The sequence below is a fragment of the Tundrisphaera macrotermitis genome (assembly GCF_051175315.1).
Taxonomy (GTDB): Bacteria; Planctomycetota; Planctomycetia; order Isosphaerales; family Isosphaeraceae; genus Tundrisphaera.
In genome coordinates, this window is the sequence record NZ_CP195100.1 from 6,273,003 (window position 1) to 6,290,976 (window position 17,974).

A 17,974-nucleotide genomic window follows, 5' to 3' on the forward strand; every position below is an offset into this window, starting at 1 on the left:
CACGAGCATCCGCGGCCACCCGCCGACATTCCCACGAGGCTGCCATGCTGCTCCGGATCAATCACGAGACCAAGTTCACCTATTCGGCGCCGGTGTCCGAGACCGTCTTCGAGGTCCGGATGGGCTCGACCACCGACGAGGACCAGACGACCCTGGCGTATCGGCTCCGCACCTCCCCCCAGGCGCCGGTGACCTCCTACCGCGACGGGCTGGGCAACCGGGTCGACCTGTTCAACATCGCCAAGCCGTATCTCGACCTCACGATCCACGCCACCAGCTACGTCCGGACCCATCGCCGTCCCGGCATGGCCCGGCTCGATGCCCCGGTCCCGACGATCGACGGGCCCGACGCCATCGAGGTGCTGGAGTTCCTCGCGCCCAGCCCGCTGATCCCCCGCTCCGAGGCGCTCGACGGCTTCGTGGCGAGCCTCCCCCGTCCGGACCGGGCCGGGTCGCTCCAGCAACTCGTCCAGGCGGTGATGGACGAGGTCCACTCCCGGCTCAAGTTCGAGTCCAAGGTCACGAAGTCCCGGACCACCGTCCACGAGGCCCTGGAACTGGGCCGGGGGGTGTGCCAGGATTTCTCCCACCTGTTCGTGGGCGCCTGCCGCGGCCTGGGCATCCCGGCCCGCTACGTCAGCGGCTACGTCAACCACCCCGGCGAGATCGCCACCCATGCCTGGTGCCAGGTCTGGGCCGGCGAGCGGGCCGGCTGGGTCGACGTCGACCCGACCACGCGGAAGGTCGTGGCCGACGACCACGTCGTGATCGCGACCGGGCGGGACTATTCGGACGTCCCGCCCAATCGGGGGCTCTGGAAGGGCAAGGCCGAGGAGACCATCTCGGTGACCGTGAAGGTCGAGCCCGTCGATCGCGTGCCGATGGAGTGGAACGAGTGGGGGCTGCAGAACGGCCGCCAGGGCAACGGCATGTCCCAATCCCAGAGGATGGGGAGCATGTCCCAATCCCAGAGGATGGGCCGGTATGCCTACCCCGACCAACGCGGCCGATCCACCGGCCTGCATCAGCAGCAGGGCGAGCAGCAGCAATAACCCGGCCCACCGCCCGAGGATCCTGCCTCGGGCCGGCGGGCGGATGCGGATCTCAGTTCCTCGGCCCCGGGTCCGACTCGACCTCGTCGGACCAGACGACGAACTTGTCGAGGCGGGCCGAGCCGAACGAGGTGGTGAGGGCCACGTCGACCGCGTCGCGCCCTCGGGCCATCACGATCCGGCCGATGCGGGGCTTGTTGTGGCGGGCATCCATCGTGCGCCACCGGCCGCCGAGATAGACCTCGAACCAGCCGCTGAAGTCCATCGGGTCGGGCGAGAGCGGGACGCCGATGTCGCCGAGATAGCCGGTCGTGTAACGAGCCGGGATGTTCATGCAGCGGCAGAAGGTGAGCGCCAGGTGCGTGAAGTCGCGGCAGACGCCCTGCTTCTCCACGTAGACATCGTAGGCCGTCTTGGTCGGCCGGGCGTACTTGTAGCCGAACGTGACGTGGTTGTGGACCCAGTCGCAGATGGCGTGGGCCCGCCGGCCCCCTTCGGGCGTGTGGCCGAACAGCGACCAGGCGATGTCGGAGAGCTTGTCGACCTCGCAATAGCGACTGCCCAGCAGGTAGACCAGGACGTCGTCGGGCAGATCCTGGACGGGATGCTGCACTTCGTCGGTGACCAGGGCATCGGGCAGGCCGCTATCCTCGACGATGAGGTCGTCGGAGAGGCGGAGGCGACCGGGAGGGGCGAGGATCCTCGCGCATCGGTTGCCGAAGCCGTCCATATATTCATGGACCGGGATGTCCGGCTCGACCCGAAGCTTGCCGGGCCTGCGGATCGAGGCGTCGCGATCGGGGTGCGTCGCGAGCATCAGGACCATGGGTGCCGGGGACGGCACTTCGAAGATCATCTCATAGCCGACTTGGATCAGCATCCAACCCCCACCGGTCGCGTTCCGTCCCTGGCTGGGGACATCGTTGTTGATAGGATAGTATAAACGACGTTTGGCTTGTCAACGCCGGTCCACGCGAGAACCGCGGGCCGGCCAATCGCTTGCGTCGGAGAGGCTCGGCATGTTATCACCGCCGGGAGGAAAGCCGGGCCAGGGGCCGGGTTTCGGGCGACTGTCGGTCGATTGAAGGTGGTGATCAAGATGACGTATTGCGTGGGCATCAAGACGCGAGAGGGGCTGGTCATGGCCTCCGATTCCCGGACGAACGCCGGTTACGACCAGGTGAACGTCTGTCGCAAGATGCACACCTTCGTGATCCCGGGGGAGCGGGTGTTCATCCTCCTGGTCAGCGGCAGCCTGTCCTGCTCCCAGTCGGTCATCACCCTGCTCCGCCGCGACTTCGATGCGGGCATAGGCCTGGCCACGGCGGGCTCGCTCTACGATGCCGCCCGCGTCGTCGGCGACCAGGTCCGCCGGGTCTCGGCAATCGATCGCCCCGCCCTGGAGCAGGACGACTACAAGTTCAACGTCCACCTGATCCTGGCCGGGCAGATCAAGGGGGAGGATCATGACCTGTACATGATCTACCCCCAGGGGAATCCCCTCCAGTCGACGGAGGATTCCCCATATCTCCAGATCGGCGAATGCAAGTACGGCCGCCCGATCCTCGATCGCGGCATCCGCTACGACCGCACGAGCCTGGAGGATGCGGCGCGATATGCGATGATCTCGCTCGACTCGACGATCCGCTCCAACGTCACGGTCGGGCCGCCGATCGACCTCCTCGTCTACCGGAAGGACGATCTGAGGATCGACCGCTATCGGCGTTTCGCCTCCAAGGACCCCGACCTCCTGGCCGTCCACGAGCAGTGGGAGCAGGCGCTCCGCCGGGCCGTCCAGGAACTCCCGCCGGTCCGCTTCGACGCCCGGGGCGAGGAGGCCTGACGAACGGGCCGCGGGCCGAGGGCGTCGACTTCGATCGCCGTTCGGCCCGCCTCCGCTCAGAGATAGCCGAGGTCGGCCAGCCGCTGCTGGATGGCGGCGTCCTCTTCCTCGGTGTAGGCCGCATCGTCCGCGTCGTCCTGCGGGGGCGACGCGGGGGGCTGATCCCCCTGCCCCGGCTCGCCCTTCTCCTCGGGCCTGGATTCGGGGGCCGGGGCCTCGTCCGAGTTGATCAATTCGGAGAGCACCCGCCCGTCCATGTCGGCCGGGACCGGCACTCCGAGCAGGTGGAGGACGGTCGGGGCGATATCCAGCAGGGTCGCCCCGGCGGGCTCGGCCCCCGGCTTGATGGCGCGGCCGGTCGCGATCATGACGCCTTCCATGCGATGGTCTCCTGTGGGCCCGAAGGCGGGCGAGATCAGCTTGTTGGTGGTGAAATCGTGCAGGCCGATGGTCCGATACCGCCAGTCCTTCAGGACCACGGTCAGGTCGGGGGCGAGGTGGGCATGCGGCCCGTCGTAGATCTCCTCGCGCTCGACGACCCGCTCCACCAGCGGTTCCCCGGTCTCCGGGTGCGGGATGGCGAGCAGGCCGGCCTTGAGGTCATCGAGATAGGGCCGGACATCCTCGGGGGCGACGCAACCCTGCGGCTGGCGGCCCTTCTGATTGACGAAGATCTGGCCGAAGTTCCCCTGGGAATAGGCCTTGGTCTTCGACCAGTCGATGTGCCGCCGGGACAGGAAGGCCGATTCCGCCAGCCGCTCCAGGGGGCCGGTCTGCTTGCCCCGGAACCGCCCGACCCGCTGCTCGGCCAGGCCGAGCTTGACCATCAGGTTGTAGATCGCCTCGGGCGTGGCGCCGCGATCGTAGAACCACTTCTTCTGCTTGACGTAGAACGAGTCCTGGAGGGCCAGGTCGCCCCGCCCGAGCAGCCAAACGTTGAAGTTGACGAACCACTCGATCGGGCCGAAACCGTGGTCGCTCATCAGGATGAGGGTGGTGTCGGGCGGCAGCGCCGCCTCGATCTCCCCAACCCCCTGGTCCAGCGTCCTCCAGAATTGAACGTAGCCCTCGCGGAGCTTCGAGAGGTCGCGTCCCTTGGCGGCCCGGTGCTCCGGCTCCCAGACGTGCCACAGCTCGTGCTGGGCGCGGTCGGTGGCCATCAGGTCGTACATGAACAGGTCCCAGGGGCACCTCTTCATGAGGAACTGGACGGATTTGAGGTGATGTTCCAGGAAGCCCTGCAACTCGGCGAGCGCCTGCGGCTCCCTCCCCCCGTCATGGACCGCCGTCGACCAGGGGCGATACGGCCCGACGTGCTGCTCCAATTCGGCGAAGATCGCCTTATCGCTGGCGAAGTCGGCGGCATCGGGGGGGCTGAGGAAGTCCCCGAGGAAGAACCCGGGCCCCTTGCGATGGGGGTAGCTCATCGGGACGCCGCCGGCGACGGTCGTCTTGCCGTGGCGGGCCGCGATCTCCCACACCAGATCGGACTGGATCGACCGCGACGAGTTGACCCGCCCGTGGAGCGGGTCGTGGCCGTATTCGAGGAACTCGAAGACGCCGTGCTTCCCCGAGTTCTTGCCGGTCATCACCCCGGTCCAGGCGACCGGGCTGAGCGGCGGGAAGACCGATCCCAGCGTACCCGACGCACCGTGGCCGATCAGCCTCGCCAGGTTCGGCATGTCGCCCGACCGGCTCAACGGGCCGATGACATCCCAGGTCGCCCCGTCCAGGCCGAGCACAAACACCTTCATCGATAGTCCCAACTCGCCCGCCGGGCGCGATGATTTGAGAACCTTCCCCATCCGCCTTGCCGCGATGCCACCATTTTAACGATCGGCAAACGCCGCGACAAACGCCCGGCCTTTTGGTGTCAACTCAATCATCGCCCATTTCGGCGTCAAGGATGATCGAAATGCTGGCAAAGCCCAACTTCGGCCCGAGCCTCCGCCCGGTCGAATTTTCCGCGAGAAGGAGCTCCATCCCATGAATTTCTCATCACTTAGGCCGAAACAGGGCGAAGTCGACGGGGAGGTTTTCCTTGATGGCATGGCTCCTGCTTTATCCCCTCAACATCAGGCCCGGCGACGACACCTCCCCGAAGGGTCGGGGCCCGACCCAGACACTTGGATTCATGAGCAAGCGTCGTTCTCCCTGGCTGTGCCCGGCTCCCTCGGGGGGGGCCGGGCTTTTTCATTGCAAGATCGAAATGGCTCACCCCAACCTAACGCATCGATTCATCATCTCAAATCGATCGGTACTCTGACCTGCTCTCCTTGAGCATGGCCGTCGGTTGCCCTGCGATCGGGCGCGAATCCGATTGCGTCGCCCGGCGGCGAGAGATTTAATACCGGATCGAGACCGAAGTCCTGATCCGGGACCGGGCCATGGGATGGGCGGCGTATCTCCGGCGAGAACTGATCCTCGCGACCCGACGCAGGTCGTTCTTCGGCGGTCGTTGCTTCGGCGTAATCCTGGCCGGGTCGATCGCCCTCGGCGTCGGGCTCGTCCATGATTCCTGGGGGTGGGATCGATCCTCGGTGGCGGGGATCCGATCGTTCTCGCTGGCGGTCTTCGGCCTGACCATCGGCGTCCAACTGGTCCTCGTGCTGGGGTTGATGATCAACGCGGTGGCCCCGACGATCGCCGTGGAACGGGACCGCAAGACGCTCGACGCCCTGCTCGCCTCGGAGATCACGGCGGCGGAGATCATTCTGGGGGCGGTGGGCTCGGGTTTGTTGCGGTTCGCCAACGGCGTCCTGCCGGCGATCCCGTTGGTGTTCTTCCTGGCGATCGACCCGCGCCTGGCGTTTCTCGCGCTCGCGGGGGTCGCATCGACGGCCCTCTTCCTCGCGTCGCTCGCCGTCGCCGTGTCGGCGGGCGGCCGCACGGCCGCGCGATCCACGAGCGGGGCGGCCGCGCTGGCAATCGCGTGGTTGTGGCTGCCGATCTTGTTCCTGTTGATCCTGCCGCGGATCTGGCCGGCTTCCGCGGGCTGGACGGCGCCGATCGCCATCCCGCTCCTGGACAGCTCGCCGGTCGGGATCATGGTCGGCCTCGGCGGGCTCCTCCCCCGGGGGCCCCTGGTCGGGTCGATCGCGAGGATGATCGCCTACCAGTCGGCCGCCTCGGCGGCGTTCATCGCGTGGGCGATCCTCCGGCTTCGCCCCGCGTCGCGGGCGATCCATGATGCCCAGGGCCGGAACCGGTCTCGGTCCCGGTTTCGCCGGGGGTGGAGGGAGCGTCCCCCCTGCAGCGATGATCCCCTGCTCTGGCTGGAACTCCACCCCAGCCGGGCGAGCCTCCCCTTGCTGGCCCTGGGCTTCGCGCTCAATGCGGTGTGGCTCGGGCTGGTTGGGTACGTCCTCTCGTGGTTCGCGATCCCGGCCTTCGCCGAACTGATCCGGGACGGCTATGCCGCCGGAAACCCGTCCCTGCCCGACATCCATCCCGTGGCCCGGGCCCTGGTCGGCAAATTCTCGCGGGTTCCCTCGGGGACGGCGCCGGGCCAGGCTCGCCTCGAATTCAACATCGTCCTGAGGCAGGCGACCGCCATCATCGGTTTCGTCTACGTGCTCGTGGTCGCCGGGACCGCCGCCGAGAGCATCGTGAACGAGCGGGAGCGGGACACCTGGCCGGGGCTTCTCGCCACGCCGCTCTCGGGGCGGGAGATCCTCCGCGCCAAGATGATCGGCGCCTTCCTCAGGGCCCGGTCGCTCGCTTACTACCTGCTGGCCTTGTGGACCATGGGGCTCGTCCTGGGCTCGATCCACCCGCTGGGCTTCCTGGCCTCGCTGATCACCCTGGTGGTCTCGACCTGGTTCCTGGCCGCCATGGGGATGGCATCGTCGTTGTGGGGCCGGAACCGCAACGAGGCGACCGGGATGGCCCTGTTGCCGGTGATGTTAACCTCGCTGCTCGGCCTGCTCCCCTTCCGCCGACCGGGCCTCGCCGAACTCCTCCTGGCAGGCGTTTCGATCCCATATCAGTTCTGGGCCGCGCCACTCTCCCGCGAAGATTTGGCCACGGCAGCCCGGAAGGGCGTGCCGCCGATGCTCGCCTCGATGGGCGTCCACGATCCGCTCGGCCCCTGGATCGTCGCGGGGTCCTGGGTCGCCATCATGACCGCCTGTGGCATCGCCGCCCTGCTGCTGACGAGGGCCGCGTCCCGCGATTTCGATCGGGCGGTGGGGCGGCCCTGGCGATGCCCGCACCCCGCCCGGCCGGGTGCATCGGGCTGACATCGTCCCCCCTCGACCCTTTCTCCCGATCATGAGGGGAGCAGCGATCATCCCGATCGATCGACGCCCGTGGGCACGCGGGAAGAGCCGATCCGGCGCGAGGATTGCGGCTGTGATGCAAACGACGCGGCGGTGATTCTCGCGTCGAATCCTGCCTCGTCGGCCCGAGGATGCGGGGCCGGCCTGGCCCGTCGGGGCATTGCCATGCGGACCCTCCTGGTCGTCGCGTTCTCCCTCTCTCTGGTCGGTTGCGCCGGATCCTCGGGCGTGAAGCGATCCCCGGTGCCGGATCCCTCGACCCCGAGGACCCACAAGATGCCGACCCCCTCGCAACGGCGGTCCGCCCACCAAATCGAGGCCACCCAGGCCGTGGCCGGGCGGACCATCGTCGAAGGGGCCTTGATCCGGTAGGAGGCGGGCGTCGGGGAGGGCCGGTTCAGATCAGGTCCTTCACCCGGTCCAACTCCGCCTGGATGTTCCGGAGCGCGACCACCGCCCGGTCGGGCTCCACGATGCACCCCTCCAGCGAACCATAATGGTCTTCGATCGCGGCCAGGAGAAGTTCCCGGATCCGCGCCTCGTCCGGCACGGCCCTCAGCGAACTTTCGGCATACAGGCGCTCCAGTTGCGATTCCTTGTCGGCGAACCACCGGCGAAGCCGATCCTCGGTCCACTCGCCCCGGCGGATCGCCTTGAGCTGATCGTTGTTGCGCTGAAGATCGATGTCGCCTTCCATGAGGATCTGTTCCACCTCGCCGATGAGCCGGACGACGTGGTAGCCGAACTTGGTGTCGTAGCCGTGCTCGGCGACCAGCTCGGCCCGCTTGCCCAGGGGCTGCTTGCTGGCCATCTTGTGCAGCTGCGAATAGGCGTACCCCTTGAACTTGGGCCAGGCCCCCTTGTGCAGAAACAGCCTGCGATTTTCCCGGACGAGGTTGCCGACCCTCGTGCTGTGCAGGACGCAGGTGGCGGGGGTGAACAGGGAGTCGATGATGTTCGGGTTGTTCTCCATCGCCAGGGCGAAGAACTTGACGATCCCGAAGATCGTCAGGTCGTACGTCCGGCCGTGCCCGGCCAGCGCGTCGCGATCCTCGACGTGGTGCTCCTGAAACTGCTCGAACCGCCGGGCCGGCTTGCCGAACCCGACGATCTCGCCCCGGAGGTGGGGGAAGATATCCTCCTTCGCCGGGATGGCCCAACCGTAGACGTCCACGTCGCTGGTGTCCGACGAGACGCCGTAGGCGACCGAGCCCATGATCGTCTCATACTGGACGTTGCCGGGGAGCCAGCGGGGCGGTTTGATCAGGCCCCGATCGGTCAGGCGTTGCATCGTACTCACGGCGGGCCACTCCCCCGGGGGCGTTCTTCTCTGGGATCAAGATACACCGGAAGCCCATCCGGTTCGCTGCATCTCGGTCACGATCCGCGAGTTGCTTGACCGGAGACGGCCCCCGGCGACATCACTCCCGGTGGCGGCCCTCGGTCCGATGATTCATCGAATGCCAGTTGTACTGATGAGAACGAGGGCCGCGATCCGATAAGTATGGAGTCCTCCGGAGAAGGAGGCGATGCACCCGATCTTTGGCCGGGGGTGACGTCGGAGGCGCGGGTATCCGAAGTACTAAGGAGACCCGACCGAGGTCGTCGACGCGGCGAGGACGGGGCCGACGAGGTCGTCGGGTGGGCGGAGATGCCCGTGGAACCGGAGTCTGCGGGAAATTCACGACGCCCAGGAAACCGCCATGACCACGTCAATCGACCGAGAACACCAGTTGGAGAGGCCCTGCCGGGCCGGGCCGATCGTCCGCACCGATCGCGCCATGGACTTCACCGGGCCGAGAGACGGCAGGGGATCCGCCCTGGCGTCCGAGAATTTCCGCCGGGCGACATCAGCCGGGGTTGCGTGAGCGGGCGAACGGCGCCCCAGGCGTTCCAATGGTGAAGAACGCGCGGATCTCGGGCTTCGCCGCCAGGCCGAGCGGCCCGACGATCTCCGCGATCGTCTCGATTTAAGGGAGATGGAAGATGATCAGGCGACAATTCCTGACGGCGGGCGCATTCGGGCTGGTGGGCGGGACGTTCGGCGGTCGCCAGGCGTTCGCCGCCGGGAGCGGCGCCGCCGGATACCCCGCCACGGTCTTCGCCGATATCGGCGGCAAGAGCGTGCGGCTCTCCCTGACCGGCTCCGCCCTGCGGACGAAGTACCTGCTCCGCGTCTATTCCGTCGCGAGCTACGTCCAGGAAGGGGTCTCGGTGCGCAGCGCCGATTCGCTGGCGAAGATCGACGCGGCGAAGCTGCTCCACCTGATCTTCGAACGGGACGTGGACGGGGCGACGATGGCCGCGGCGTTCCGCGACTCGATCGGCATGAGCTTCCCCGCCCCCGCCTTCGCCTCGGAACTGTCGCAGCTCGAACGCCACTTCCTCGCCAACCCGGTGAAGCAGGGCGACCACATCCGCCTGACGCACGTCCCCGGCACGGGGCTCGGCGTCCAGGTGAACCAGAAGCCCACCATGCTGATCCGGGGCGTTGGCTTCGCTCAGGCGGCCTGGGGGACCTATCTGGGCCCGAACAACCTCGGGGTCGCCCTCAAGGAAGGCCTCTCGTCCCGCCTCCGCTGATCGTCCTGGCGGGGCCAAGGCTCATCCCGGGGCCCGACGCCCGGGATCGATCCGCCCGGCCCCGGCCGGCTGGGGCGACCGGCGAGGTCGGGCCTTGCGCCGCTCACTCGGCCTTGCCGACGAGTTGTGGCTGCTTCGTCGCCCCGAAGCCGACGTTCGCCTGCGCGTCGAACTGCAGCTCCTCCCCGGCGAACTTCAGCTTGAGCGTGACGATGAACGGCGTCTCATAGAAGCAGATCTTGGCCGTGTAGGTGTCGCCCCCGGTCCAGGCGCCGCTGGCCGCCGCCGGCTGTTCCTGGAACGGCCCGAAGCCGAACCGGCCCTTCGCCCACGCCCCCGATCCGCAGGCGATCCGCCGTTCGGCCCCCGCGACCCTCAGGACCAGCGTCGTCGGATCCCCCTCCAGCGTCACCGCTTCCAATTTCTGATCGTTGTCAGGGAATGCGAATCTCCTGCCGATCCCCTTCCCCGGGGAGGCCGTCCCCTCCTGCGGGCGAACGGCCAGCCCCTTCAGGGTCCGTTCCAGCCTCGATCGGGCGGCATCGTCGGCGGGCAGCGGAGCCGGCCGCAATGCCGGGAGGAGCTTCTCCCAGACGAGGTCGAGCACGTCCTGCATCCCCCTCACGCCGCTCGTGATGGCGATCACCGCGTCCTGCTCCGGCAGGACGATGCAATACTGGCCGAACGCCCCATCCCCCCGATAGGCCCCGTTCCGGCACCTCCAGAACTGGTAGCCGTAACCCTGGTCCCAGTCGCTCATGGGATTGCTGCCGTTGGAGGTCTGGAGGGCGGTGGCCGCCTCGACCCAGGATGCGGGGACGAGCGACTTGCCGTCCCATCGTCCCTTGTTCAGATAGAGCTGGCCGAACTTGGCGATGTCCTCGGTGCGGATGCTGAGCCCGAAGCCGCCGGCGGAGATCCCTTCCGGGCTCGACTCCCAGGTCGGGTCCTTGATGCCGAGCGGGTCGAACAGGCGCGGCCGGAGGTAATCGAGCAAGGTCATGCCCGTCGCCTTCTGGACGATCGCCGACAGCATGTACGTCCCGCTCGTGTTGTACAGGAAGTGGGTGCCGGGCTTGAACGGGACCGGCTGTTCGAGGAAGGACCTGGTCCACGGCCGGTCCGCCGCGCGTTTCGGCTCCTCCTGATGGCCGGTGGACATGCGCAGGAGGTCGCTGACCCGCATCTGCTTCAGGTTCTTGCCCGGCTCGCCCGGCGCGTCCTCGGGGAAGAATTTCAGCACCTCGTCGTCGAGCCGGAGCTTCCCCTCGGCGATCGCGATGCCGACCGCCGTGGAGGTGAAGCTCTTGCTCAGGGAATAGAGCGAGTGGGGCGACCCGGCGTCGTAGGGAGACCACCAGCCCTCCGCGACGACATGGCCGTGACGCACCAGCATGAAGCTGTTCATCGCGTCGATCTGCCGGTCGGCCGATTCGACGAAGTCCAGGAGCGCGGAGGACGAGACGCCCTGGGCTTCCGGGCTGCTGCGGGGAAGGTCCGAACCGTGAGTACCGGCGCCGAAGACGGCGAGGAGCGTCGCGACGAGGATCATTCGCATGACGGTGTACCCGGAAGGGATGGAGAGATCGTCCAGCGAACGGGGATCATCGCCGATCACCCGCGAAGTTGCCAATCGACGGATGCGTGACCCCAGGATGGGACCTCGACCGGCGCGATGATGCGGGGCGGCAACGCCGCTCGGGCACCCGAGACGATCGGAGCATTCGGCCGCTTGCGATCGTCCCGGACTACTTGATCACCGCGGGCAGTTCCTTCCCCTCGGGGTAGAACTTCATCGAGACGGAGTTCACGCAATGACGCGTGTCCTTCGGCGTGAATCCCTCCCCCATGAAGACGTGGCCGAGATGTCCTCCGCAATTCTGACAGAGGATCTCGGTGCGCCGGCCGTCGCTGTCGGTCTCCTTCTTCACCGCCCCCTTGATCTCGTCGTCGAAGCTGGGCCAGCCGCATTCGCTGGCGAATTTCGCCTCGGAGCGATAGAGCGGCGCGTTGCAACGGCGGCAGACATAAGTGCCGGCATCCTTCAAGTCGGTGTATTCGCCGGTGAACGGGCGCTCGGTCCCCTTCCCGATGATGACCCGTTCCTCGTCGGCGGAGAGGGGATTGTACCTGGCTTCCGGGGCGGCATCCTTGGCTGGCGGCATCTCGGGGGCTCCTGTTGTGAGAACGGCCTCCGGGCGATCCGTGGTCGTGTCGGAGGCGGTGGAACACCCGACGAGGGCCAGGACGATCACGGACAAAGCCGAACGCCGGCGAATTCGAACGTAGGGAAGCATGCAGACACCTCCTGTCGAGCGTCCTGGACGGTGCGGTGCATTCTACGAGGTCGCAAGTCCCGGGGGAATGGAACGCAGGCTCGCCCGATCGATCGGCCCCCCTTCCATCTACGCCACCTGCCGCACTTCTGTTTCGCTTCAAAGTGCTGAAGTAATTGGAGAGGCCCTCACTGCGACCCGACGCAAAGAGAATCCGAGCGCTCGGAATTGAAACCACCCCCTGCAGGCGATCGACGAGTTCGAGAAATGGCTGGTGTCGTCGAAGCATTCCGCCCACAATCCGGTCGCCGGCATCGAGCGGCCGAATGCCGAGGTTGATGTCCGGCACCAGCGGTGGATCGTGCAACACAGTTTCTGTAAATTCCCGGGCTGAAGCCAGGCGGGCCAAGCCGGTCCCATCGTCAGATACTTCCTGTTCATCTCCCAGTCGTCGCTCACTTCCATCAGCACCGCACTGACCAGCCGCAGCAGCGGGGCGTCGTTGGGGAACAGCCCCGCCACCCTCGTCCGTCGCTTCAACTCCTCGTTGAGCCGCTCCAGCATGTTCGACGCCCTCAGCCGTCGCCGATGCTCCCGGGGCAAGGCGGAGACGGACAGGCCCTCCGACACGTTCGCCTCCGGCCAGTCGGCCAGCTTGGGGGCACTCGCCCGGTACATCTTCGCCGCCAGGTCCAGCTGACGCTCCGCCTCGGGCCGATCGGGGGCGTCGAAGACCGCCCGCAGGTCGGCCACCACCTCGGCCTGCATCTCCGGCCTCGGCACGAAGGCCAGGGCATTCTTGATCGGGTGGGACTGGCACCGCTGCCACGCCACGCCCGTCAGCCGGGCGTCCAGGGCCGGCTTCAGCCCGCCGTGGGCGTCGCTGACCACCAGCCTCACCCCGTGCAGTCCCCGGGCCGCCAGCGAGGCCAGGAAGTCCCGCCAGTGGACCTCGGCCTCGGACGGCGAGACGCTCACCCCGAGCACCGACCGCCTCCCCTCGGGGTCGATGCCGATGGCCACCAGCACCTCACACGAGCGGACCTGGCCGCCGTGGCGCACCTTCTCGTAGCGGGCATCGAGGATCAGGTACGGGGTCTCACCCAGGGGGCGGCCCCGCCACTTCTCCAACTCGGCGTCCAGGGCCCGGGCGGCCCGGCTGACCTGGGCGGTGGTGACCTCCAGGCCGCAGAGCTTCTCGGTGATGGCGGCGACCTTGCGGGTGGAGACGCCCTGGACGTCCATCTCGGCCAGGGCCAGCTTCAACGCCCGTTCGGAGCGGAGGCCCTTCCCCAGGGCCGAGGGGTAGGACTCGACGCCCCGGGCCTGGGGCACGGCCAGGGTCAACGCCCCGACCCGGGTCCGGACGGACCTGGGCTTGTAGCCGTTGGCGTGGCCGGTGCGGCCCTCGGCCCGCTGATACGGGCCGGCCCCGAGCACGGCGGCTCGCTCCAACTTCATGACCTCGTTGAGGAGCACCCGGAGGGCGTCGGCCAGGCCGTCGAATCCCTGGTCGGCCAGGAGTTGGCCGATCTCGCCGAGGGCGGTAGTCTGCATCTGGTGGGTCATCGTCGGTCGTCTCCCTTGGTGATGGTTGGCACCTTCCAAGGGACCGGCGGTGGCCCGCCGCTTCAAGCCCAATCCCCGCCAGGGGCGGCGGGGAATTTACAGAAAACAGGATGCACTATCCGGAAGGGCGTTCACGGAACCCCAACTCGAAGTCTTCGCCGCCCAGGGCACGTCCCAGGTCTGGATGGAGACCATCGCCAGGCTGGAAGACGCCGACGATCGGGGCATGGCCGTGGACCTCATCGCCCAGGGCTGGGAGCCGGCCGCAGCCGTCGCCGCAGCGACCGAGGTCAGCCACATCGAACTCGCCAACGGCAAGACCGTTGACCTATCCGCCGTCGCGGCCACCGACGCGTTATTCGAGTCCGAGTTGACCGACGACCAGTGGCTCGCCGTCCATTGCTCGACCATCCTCGCCTGCCTTACCGATCCCGCACGCTTCCGCGCCGACGCCATCTTCTACCGCCGCAACATCGACGCCCTATCCGCGTGCCACACCAAGATCGGCCGGAACGCAATCAGGCAGACCGAACTCATCAGCCTCGGCCACCAGAGCTTCCATGCCAGGATCATGAGGCAGTTCCGCACCGCCCACCCGAAGCATTGGCGCCGCTGCGATGCGTGCGAGGGCACCGGGCTGATGAAGTCGGGGATGGTGCGGACGAAGACGCCCTGCCAGGCTTGCTCGGGCGGGGGCTATCTCGTGACCCAGGAGGATCTCAAGGCCAGGGGCAAGAAGGCGACCCCCTCTGCCAACTGACCTGGACGTCGGGTCGGCGATCGTCGTGAACAAACTGCACGAGTTTCCCGGGATGGACAGGGCCGGGTCCAACTTGGACTTGGGCTCGCCCGCCTGAAACAATCTGACAAAGGCATAGCCTGCTTGCCAGGGAGCAGGCATGGGAATCATCGGAGTCGGTCACACCAAAGGGCGAGCAACATGACCATCAAAGAGTTTGCCGAGCGGGCCGAGATCAGCCAACGCCTCGCCTATGAACTGGTCTCGGCCGGCGTCATCGCCCATCGCCGAGTCGGTGGCCCTGGCAACAGGGGCACAATCAGGATCTCGGACGCGGATTTCGACGCCTGGGTCGAAACAACGAAAGTGCCGGCCCGGACACCCGTGAAAAGTGGCAGTAATCTTGGCACGGATAGGAGGAAAATGGCCGCAAATCTCGGGAAAAACTCGGACAAGTGTGCGATGCATAACCCATACAAGGACAGCAGGTTAGGCGGAAAATATAAAAACCCGGCTCCCCCGAGGGGAAAAGTCTACATTCGTACACGTTGCCCGGTCATGGACTTACATCTAGGGCGTGTCTGGCAATAGCCTCGGCCCATACGATTGGAGTGGACGGATCACCCCACCAGCACCCTCACGACCTTGGCTCAACTCCGACACGCCCTCTCCGACGAGCATTACGCCGCCATCGAGCCGCTCCTGCCCACCAACGCCCGGCCCGGCCACCCCTGGAAGGGGCACCGCCGGGTGATCGACGGCATCCTCTGGATCCTCCACACCGGCTCCCCCTGGCGTGACCTGCCCAGGCCAACCTACGGCCCATGGCAGACCGTCTACGAGCGGTTCAACCGCTGGGCCAAGGACGGGACCTGGGCCCGGCTGCTCGAGGCCCTGCATGTGCGGCTCGACGCCGCCGGCAAGATCGACTGGGACCTGTTCTGCATCGACGGCTCCTCGATCCGGGCGAGCCGCGACGCCGCCGGTGCCTCGCCGACCCACGGGACGGCCGCCGAGCCGGCCGACCACGCGTTGGGCCGCTCTCGCGGCGGCTTCGGTTCGAAGATCCACCTGATCTGCGACGGCAAGGGCCTCCCGATGGCGGTGACGGTGACCGCCGGCCAGCGGCACGAGGCGACCCAGTTCGAGGCGGTAATGGGCCGGGTACGCGTGCCCGGCCGGAGGGGCCGACCCCGGAGCCGGCCCAGGAAGTTGGCCGGCGACAAGGGCTATAGCTCGCGGAAGATCCGCCGATCCAACCGTCGCCGGGGGATCGCCTCGGTGATCCCGACCAAGTCCAATGAGAGGCGGGTCCGGGGGTTCGACAAGGCGTCGTATCGCCGTCGCAACGTGGTGGAGCGTTGCATCGGGTGGCTGAAGGATCGGCGGCGGGTTGCGACGCGGTTCGAGAAGCTGGCGGAGAACTTCGAGGCGATGGTCAAGCTGGCGATGCTTGAACGGTTGCTGAAGGCACTATTGCCAGACACGCCCTAGCCTTCCGATCGATGGCAGAAAAATGGCACTCGGATCGGCGGGCACCAATCATGCGAACCAGTGTGAAGCCGTGGTATCGCCAGGCGCGGGACGCCTGGTACGTCCAGATCGACGGCAAGCAGGTGAAGCTAGCCAAGGGCAAGGCCAACAAGGCTGAGGCCCGTCGTGTGTGGCTAGCGCTTGTCGCCAAGTCGGAGGCGTCGGGCGCCACCATCAAGGCCACCGTCGAGCGACTCACCTTGGTCGAATGCTGCACGACCTACCTATCATCGCTCAAATCGGAAGGGACGCTCCGGTCCCGCAAGCAGGTCTGCTGATATTTCACGAAGCGACTCGGCGAGGGATACTTTGTCGATGAGTTGACGGGCGAAAAGATGCAAGCCGTGCTCAAGCCGTCGTGGTCGCCATCGACGACGCGTTCCTACATCAAGACGCTCGTCGCCGCGCTGAACTTGGCCATCAAAAACAAGAGGCTCCGAACCAATCCGCTTGCCGACGTCGAGAAGCCGGCTTGGGGGCGACGCACCCAGATCCTCTCGCCATCGGAACTCGACTCCCTCATTGCCGGCGCCAGGGAGCCCTTCCTCACGCTGCTCAAGGCGATGGTCGGGACCGGGTGTCGGCCCAGCGAGATTTGCCGGCTGCGGATCGAGGATGTCAACCTGACCCGTGGGACCTGGACGGTGGCGAACAAGACCGCCGCCCAGACCGGAGCCGCAACCCGGACGATCTACCTGCCCGACGATTTGATCGAGTCATGTCGCTCCCTGATCGGGGTCCGCACGTCAGGGCCCCTGTTCCTTAACCGCGCCGGAAAGCCCTGGTCCCCGGATACGATTCGACTTCGATTCGCCCGGCTCCGTTCCAAGCTCGGGCTCTCCGAGGGGGCGATCCCATACGGCACGCGGCATCGGTTCGCCTCGGACGCGATCAACGTGCATAAGATGGACAGCCTGGTCGTGGCCAAGCTCATGGGTCACGCCAATCCGATGATGCTGGCGAAGACCTATTTCCGCGAGGATGGCGATGCCATGCGAGATGCCGTGAACAGGGCGACGAGCCACCGCACCAAGGCTGCCGAGGGCTAGCCAGGAAGACTGAACGCATTAACGCCAACGCAGGGCTTTGGCCTGCCTCGGAATGCCTGAGAGATTCCATGAGACGCGGCTTGATCGGCATCGCTCGATGTGGTGGGATGATCCCGCCGGACATAGTCGGGTTCTTGATAGGTGGGATCGGTAGCCAGACCTCCGGGTCTCGGCCCTGATTGCTCCCCACCATGAACCCGGCGAATAATGCATTTTTCGGCTCGGCTGACGTCGACAGGGTTCGCTCCCCGCGTTGGCCTAGCCAAAATCCATAGAGTTCGGTTCGTCCGAATCGAACGGGTTCGCTCCCCGCGCAGAGCCCACCAAATAACGCCGTTCTTCGAGTGGGGTTATATCATTCGAGCCCGACGAGAGGAGTTGGGATCGGGGCTGTTTTGAACGATCCCTGCAGCCGCTGTCACTCAACCGCTTGGGGGCCTGGTTTCCTGTCAGTCACATCCCATTTGTTGCGGTCTGACCACAATCGTCGGCGAGCATTGGTTTTATAGCTGTCACTCAAGACCGCCTGCTTACTGATCGGTCGATCAATAACGGGGCCGGAATTAACCTGCTAATCCCTATTCACACTCGTCATGAGCACCTCTGTCAGAGCGGCTCGGGCGGGTCTGAATCGAGCGGAATCCACGGGCAATTCGCGGCGCGTTCGTGCCTCCGCTTTACATACAAATGGTGTTTGGCCAGGCGTTCGGACCGCAGCGTCTGAGCATACCACTCATAGGCAACGTCCATTCGACCCTGATCTTGGTTGGACCAGGCGACCGATCGTTGCTTGAGCGCCAGTTTGGAATAGCGGTCCTGAGCCTGGGCAGACTCCTTTGCCACCTTGAGATGCTCGGCCCTCACATGGTAGAGGTGCACCAAGACTAAGCAGGCCAGGGCGATGCTTACGATGACGATCAGATTTCGCCTCTCGATCCGGCGATCACGCATACACTTCTGCTTACACTGTAGACCCCGGACGGTGATTGTGCATCCTGTTTTCTGTAAATTCCCCGCCGCCCCTGGCGGGGATTGGGCTTGAAGCGGCGG

General features: G+C 66.4%; 17 protein-coding genes and 1 pseudogene. 10 read left to right on the forward strand and 8 right to left on the reverse strand.

Features of this window, described 5'->3' with window-relative positions:
- Positions 1 to 44: 44 nt before the first annotated feature.
- Positions 45 to 1,052, forward strand: coding sequence for a transglutaminase family protein (locus TA3x_RS25265; protein WP_435017446.1), 1,008 nt, complete (start codon positions 45 to 47; stop codon positions 1,050 to 1,052).
- Positions 1,053 to 1,104: 52 nt separating this feature from the next.
- Here the strand turns inward: TA3x_RS25265 and TA3x_RS25270 are convergent, their stop codons facing one another.
- A complete protein-coding gene (locus TA3x_RS25270; RefSeq protein WP_435017447.1) occupies positions 1,105 to 1,932 on the reverse strand; it encodes a transglutaminase-like domain-containing protein in 828 nt (275 codons plus the stop codon).
- Positions 1,933 to 2,151: 219 nt separating this feature from the next.
- On the opposite strand from TA3x_RS25270, the gene TA3x_RS25275 reads away from it, so the two are divergent.
- A complete protein-coding gene (locus TA3x_RS25275; protein ID WP_435022436.1) occupies positions 2,152 to 2,895 on the forward strand; it encodes a peptidase in 744 nt (247 codons plus the stop codon).
- A gap of 56 nt (positions 2,896 to 2,951) precedes the next feature.
- Here TA3x_RS25275 and TA3x_RS25280 read toward each other — a convergent pair whose 3' ends face one another.
- Both TA3x_RS25280 and TA3x_RS25285 read right to left on the reverse strand, forming a co-directional pair.
- A complete protein-coding gene (locus TA3x_RS25280; RefSeq protein WP_435017448.1) occupies positions 2,952 to 4,649 on the reverse strand; it encodes an alkaline phosphatase family protein in 1,698 nt (565 codons plus the stop codon).
- A 486-nt stretch (positions 4,650 to 5,135) separates the two neighbouring features.
- Entirely contained in the window at positions 5,136 to 5,408 is a 273-nt protein-coding gene (locus TA3x_RS25285) for a hypothetical protein (RefSeq protein WP_435017449.1), read from the reverse strand.
- A 27-nt stretch (positions 5,409 to 5,435) separates the two neighbouring features.
- Here TA3x_RS25285 and TA3x_RS25290 point away from each other — a divergent pair, with 27 nt between their 5' ends.
- Positions 5,436 to 7,136: an ABC transporter permease subunit gene (locus TA3x_RS25290; RefSeq protein ID WP_435017450.1), complete on the forward strand. Its 1,701-nt coding sequence runs from the start codon at positions 5,436 to 5,438 to the stop codon at positions 7,134 to 7,136.
- A gap of 204 nt (positions 7,137 to 7,340) precedes the next feature.
- Positions 7,341 to 7,547 (forward strand): hypothetical protein, encoded by a 207-nt coding sequence (locus TA3x_RS25295; protein ID WP_435017451.1) that lies wholly within the window; start codon positions 7,341 to 7,343, stop codon positions 7,545 to 7,547.
- A gap of 25 nt (positions 7,548 to 7,572) precedes the next feature.
- Here TA3x_RS25295 and TA3x_RS25300 read toward each other — a convergent pair whose 3' ends face one another.
- A complete protein-coding gene (locus TA3x_RS25300; RefSeq protein ID WP_435022438.1) occupies positions 7,573 to 8,466 on the reverse strand; it encodes a nucleotidyltransferase domain-containing protein in 894 nt (297 codons plus the stop codon).
- Between the two features lie 695 nt (positions 8,467 to 9,161).
- Here TA3x_RS25300 and TA3x_RS25305 point away from each other — a divergent pair.
- Positions 9,162 to 9,758 (forward strand): chalcone isomerase family protein, encoded by a 597-nt coding sequence (locus TA3x_RS25305; protein ID WP_435017452.1) that lies wholly within the window; start codon positions 9,162 to 9,164, stop codon positions 9,756 to 9,758.
- Between the two features lie 103 nt (positions 9,759 to 9,861).
- On the opposite strand, the gene TA3x_RS25310 is transcribed toward TA3x_RS25305, so the two are convergent.
- The 3 genes and pseudogenes from TA3x_RS25310 to TA3x_RS25320 form a co-directional block, all read right to left on the reverse strand.
- Complete coding sequence (locus TA3x_RS25310) at positions 9,862 to 11,316, reverse strand: serine hydrolase domain-containing protein (RefSeq protein WP_435017453.1); 1,455 nt, start codon at positions 11,314 to 11,316, stop codon at positions 9,862 to 9,864.
- A gap of 190 nt (positions 11,317 to 11,506) precedes the next feature.
- The gene (locus TA3x_RS25315; protein WP_435017454.1) at positions 11,507 to 11,923 is read right to left on the reverse strand and encodes a methionine-R-sulfoxide reductase; all 417 of its coding nucleotides are present in this window, start codon (positions 11,921 to 11,923) and stop codon (positions 11,507 to 11,509) included.
- Positions 11,924 to 12,445: 522 nt separating this feature from the next.
- Positions 12,446 to 13,603: pseudogene (locus tag TA3x_RS25320) on the reverse strand (IS256 family transposase); the annotation flags it as partial.
- 49 nt (positions 13,604 to 13,652) lie between these two features.
- On the opposite strand from TA3x_RS25320, the gene TA3x_RS25325 reads away from it, so the two are divergent.
- The 5 genes from TA3x_RS25325 to TA3x_RS25345 all read left to right on the forward strand — a co-directional run bounded on the left by TA3x_RS25325 (position 13,653) and on the right by TA3x_RS25345 (position 16,924).
- Complete coding sequence (locus TA3x_RS25325; protein ID WP_435017455.1) at positions 13,653 to 14,363, forward strand: hypothetical protein; 711 nt, start codon at positions 13,653 to 13,655, stop codon at positions 14,361 to 14,363.
- 180 nt (positions 14,364 to 14,543) lie between these two features.
- Positions 14,544 to 14,933, forward strand: a complete 390-nt coding sequence (locus TA3x_RS25330; RefSeq protein WP_435017456.1) for a helix-turn-helix domain-containing protein — start codon at positions 14,544 to 14,546, stop codon at positions 14,931 to 14,933.
- Between the two features lie 54 nt (positions 14,934 to 14,987).
- Entirely contained in the window at positions 14,988 to 15,836 is an 849-nt protein-coding gene (locus TA3x_RS25335; protein ID WP_435022289.1) for an IS5 family transposase, read from the forward strand.
- A 50-nt stretch (positions 15,837 to 15,886) separates the two neighbouring features.
- Positions 15,887 to 16,153, forward strand: coding sequence for a hypothetical protein (locus TA3x_RS25340; protein WP_435017457.1), 267 nt, complete (start codon positions 15,887 to 15,889; stop codon positions 16,151 to 16,153).
- A 57-nt stretch (positions 16,154 to 16,210) separates the two neighbouring features.
- Complete coding sequence (locus tag TA3x_RS25345; RefSeq protein ID WP_435017458.1) at positions 16,211 to 16,924, forward strand: tyrosine-type recombinase/integrase; 714 nt, start codon at positions 16,211 to 16,213, stop codon at positions 16,922 to 16,924.
- A 606-nt stretch (positions 16,925 to 17,530) separates the two neighbouring features.
- Here the strand turns inward: TA3x_RS25345 and TA3x_RS25350 are convergent.
- Positions 17,531 to 17,875, reverse strand: a complete 345-nt coding sequence (locus TA3x_RS25350) for a hypothetical protein (RefSeq protein WP_435017459.1) — start codon at positions 17,873 to 17,875, stop codon at positions 17,531 to 17,533.
- Positions 17,876 to 17,974 lie beyond the last annotated feature (99 nt).

Bases quoted from the DNA above. Each gene is read 5' to 3' on its own strand.
- TA3x_RS25265 (WP_435017446.1), top strand. From the start codon at position 45: ATGCTGCTCCGGATCAATCACGAGACCAAGTTCACCTATTCGGCGCCG.
- TA3x_RS25270 (WP_435017447.1), bottom strand. From the start codon at position 1,932: ATGCTGATCCAAGTCGGCTATGAGATGATCTTCGAAGTGCCGTCCCCG.
- TA3x_RS25275 (WP_435022436.1), top strand. From the start codon at position 2,152: ATGACGTATTGCGTGGGCATCAAGACGCGAGAGGGGCTGGTCATGGCC.
- TA3x_RS25280 (WP_435017448.1), bottom strand. From the start codon at position 4,649: ATGAAGGTGTTTGTGCTCGGCCTGGACGGGGCGACCTGGGATGTCATC.
- TA3x_RS25285 (WP_435017449.1), bottom strand. From the start codon at position 5,408: ATGGACGAGCCCGACGCCGAGGGCGATCGACCCGGCCAGGATTACGCC.
- TA3x_RS25295 (WP_435017451.1), top strand. From the start codon at position 7,341: ATGCGGACCCTCCTGGTCGTCGCGTTCTCCCTCTCTCTGGTCGGTTGC.
- TA3x_RS25300 (WP_435022438.1), bottom strand. From the start codon at position 8,466: ATGCAACGCCTGACCGATCGGGGCCTGATCAAACCGCCCCGCTGGCTC.
- TA3x_RS25305 (WP_435017452.1), top strand. From the start codon at position 9,162: ATGATCAGGCGACAATTCCTGACGGCGGGCGCATTCGGGCTGGTGGGC.
- TA3x_RS25310 (WP_435017453.1), bottom strand. From the start codon at position 11,316: ATGCGAATGATCCTCGTCGCGACGCTCCTCGCCGTCTTCGGCGCCGGT.
- TA3x_RS25315 (WP_435017454.1), bottom strand. From the start codon at position 11,923: ATGCCGCCAGCCAAGGATGCCGCCCCGGAAGCCAGGTACAATCCCCTC.
- TA3x_RS25330 (WP_435017456.1), top strand. From the start codon at position 14,544: ATGACCATCAAAGAGTTTGCCGAGCGGGCCGAGATCAGCCAACGCCTC.
- TA3x_RS25340 (WP_435017457.1), top strand. From the start codon at position 15,887: ATGCGAACCAGTGTGAAGCCGTGGTATCGCCAGGCGCGGGACGCCTGG.
- TA3x_RS25345 (WP_435017458.1), top strand. From the start codon at position 16,211: ATGCAAGCCGTGCTCAAGCCGTCGTGGTCGCCATCGACGACGCGTTCC.
- TA3x_RS25350 (WP_435017459.1), bottom strand. From the start codon at position 17,875: ATGCGTGATCGCCGGATCGAGAGGCGAAATCTGATCGTCATCGTAAGC.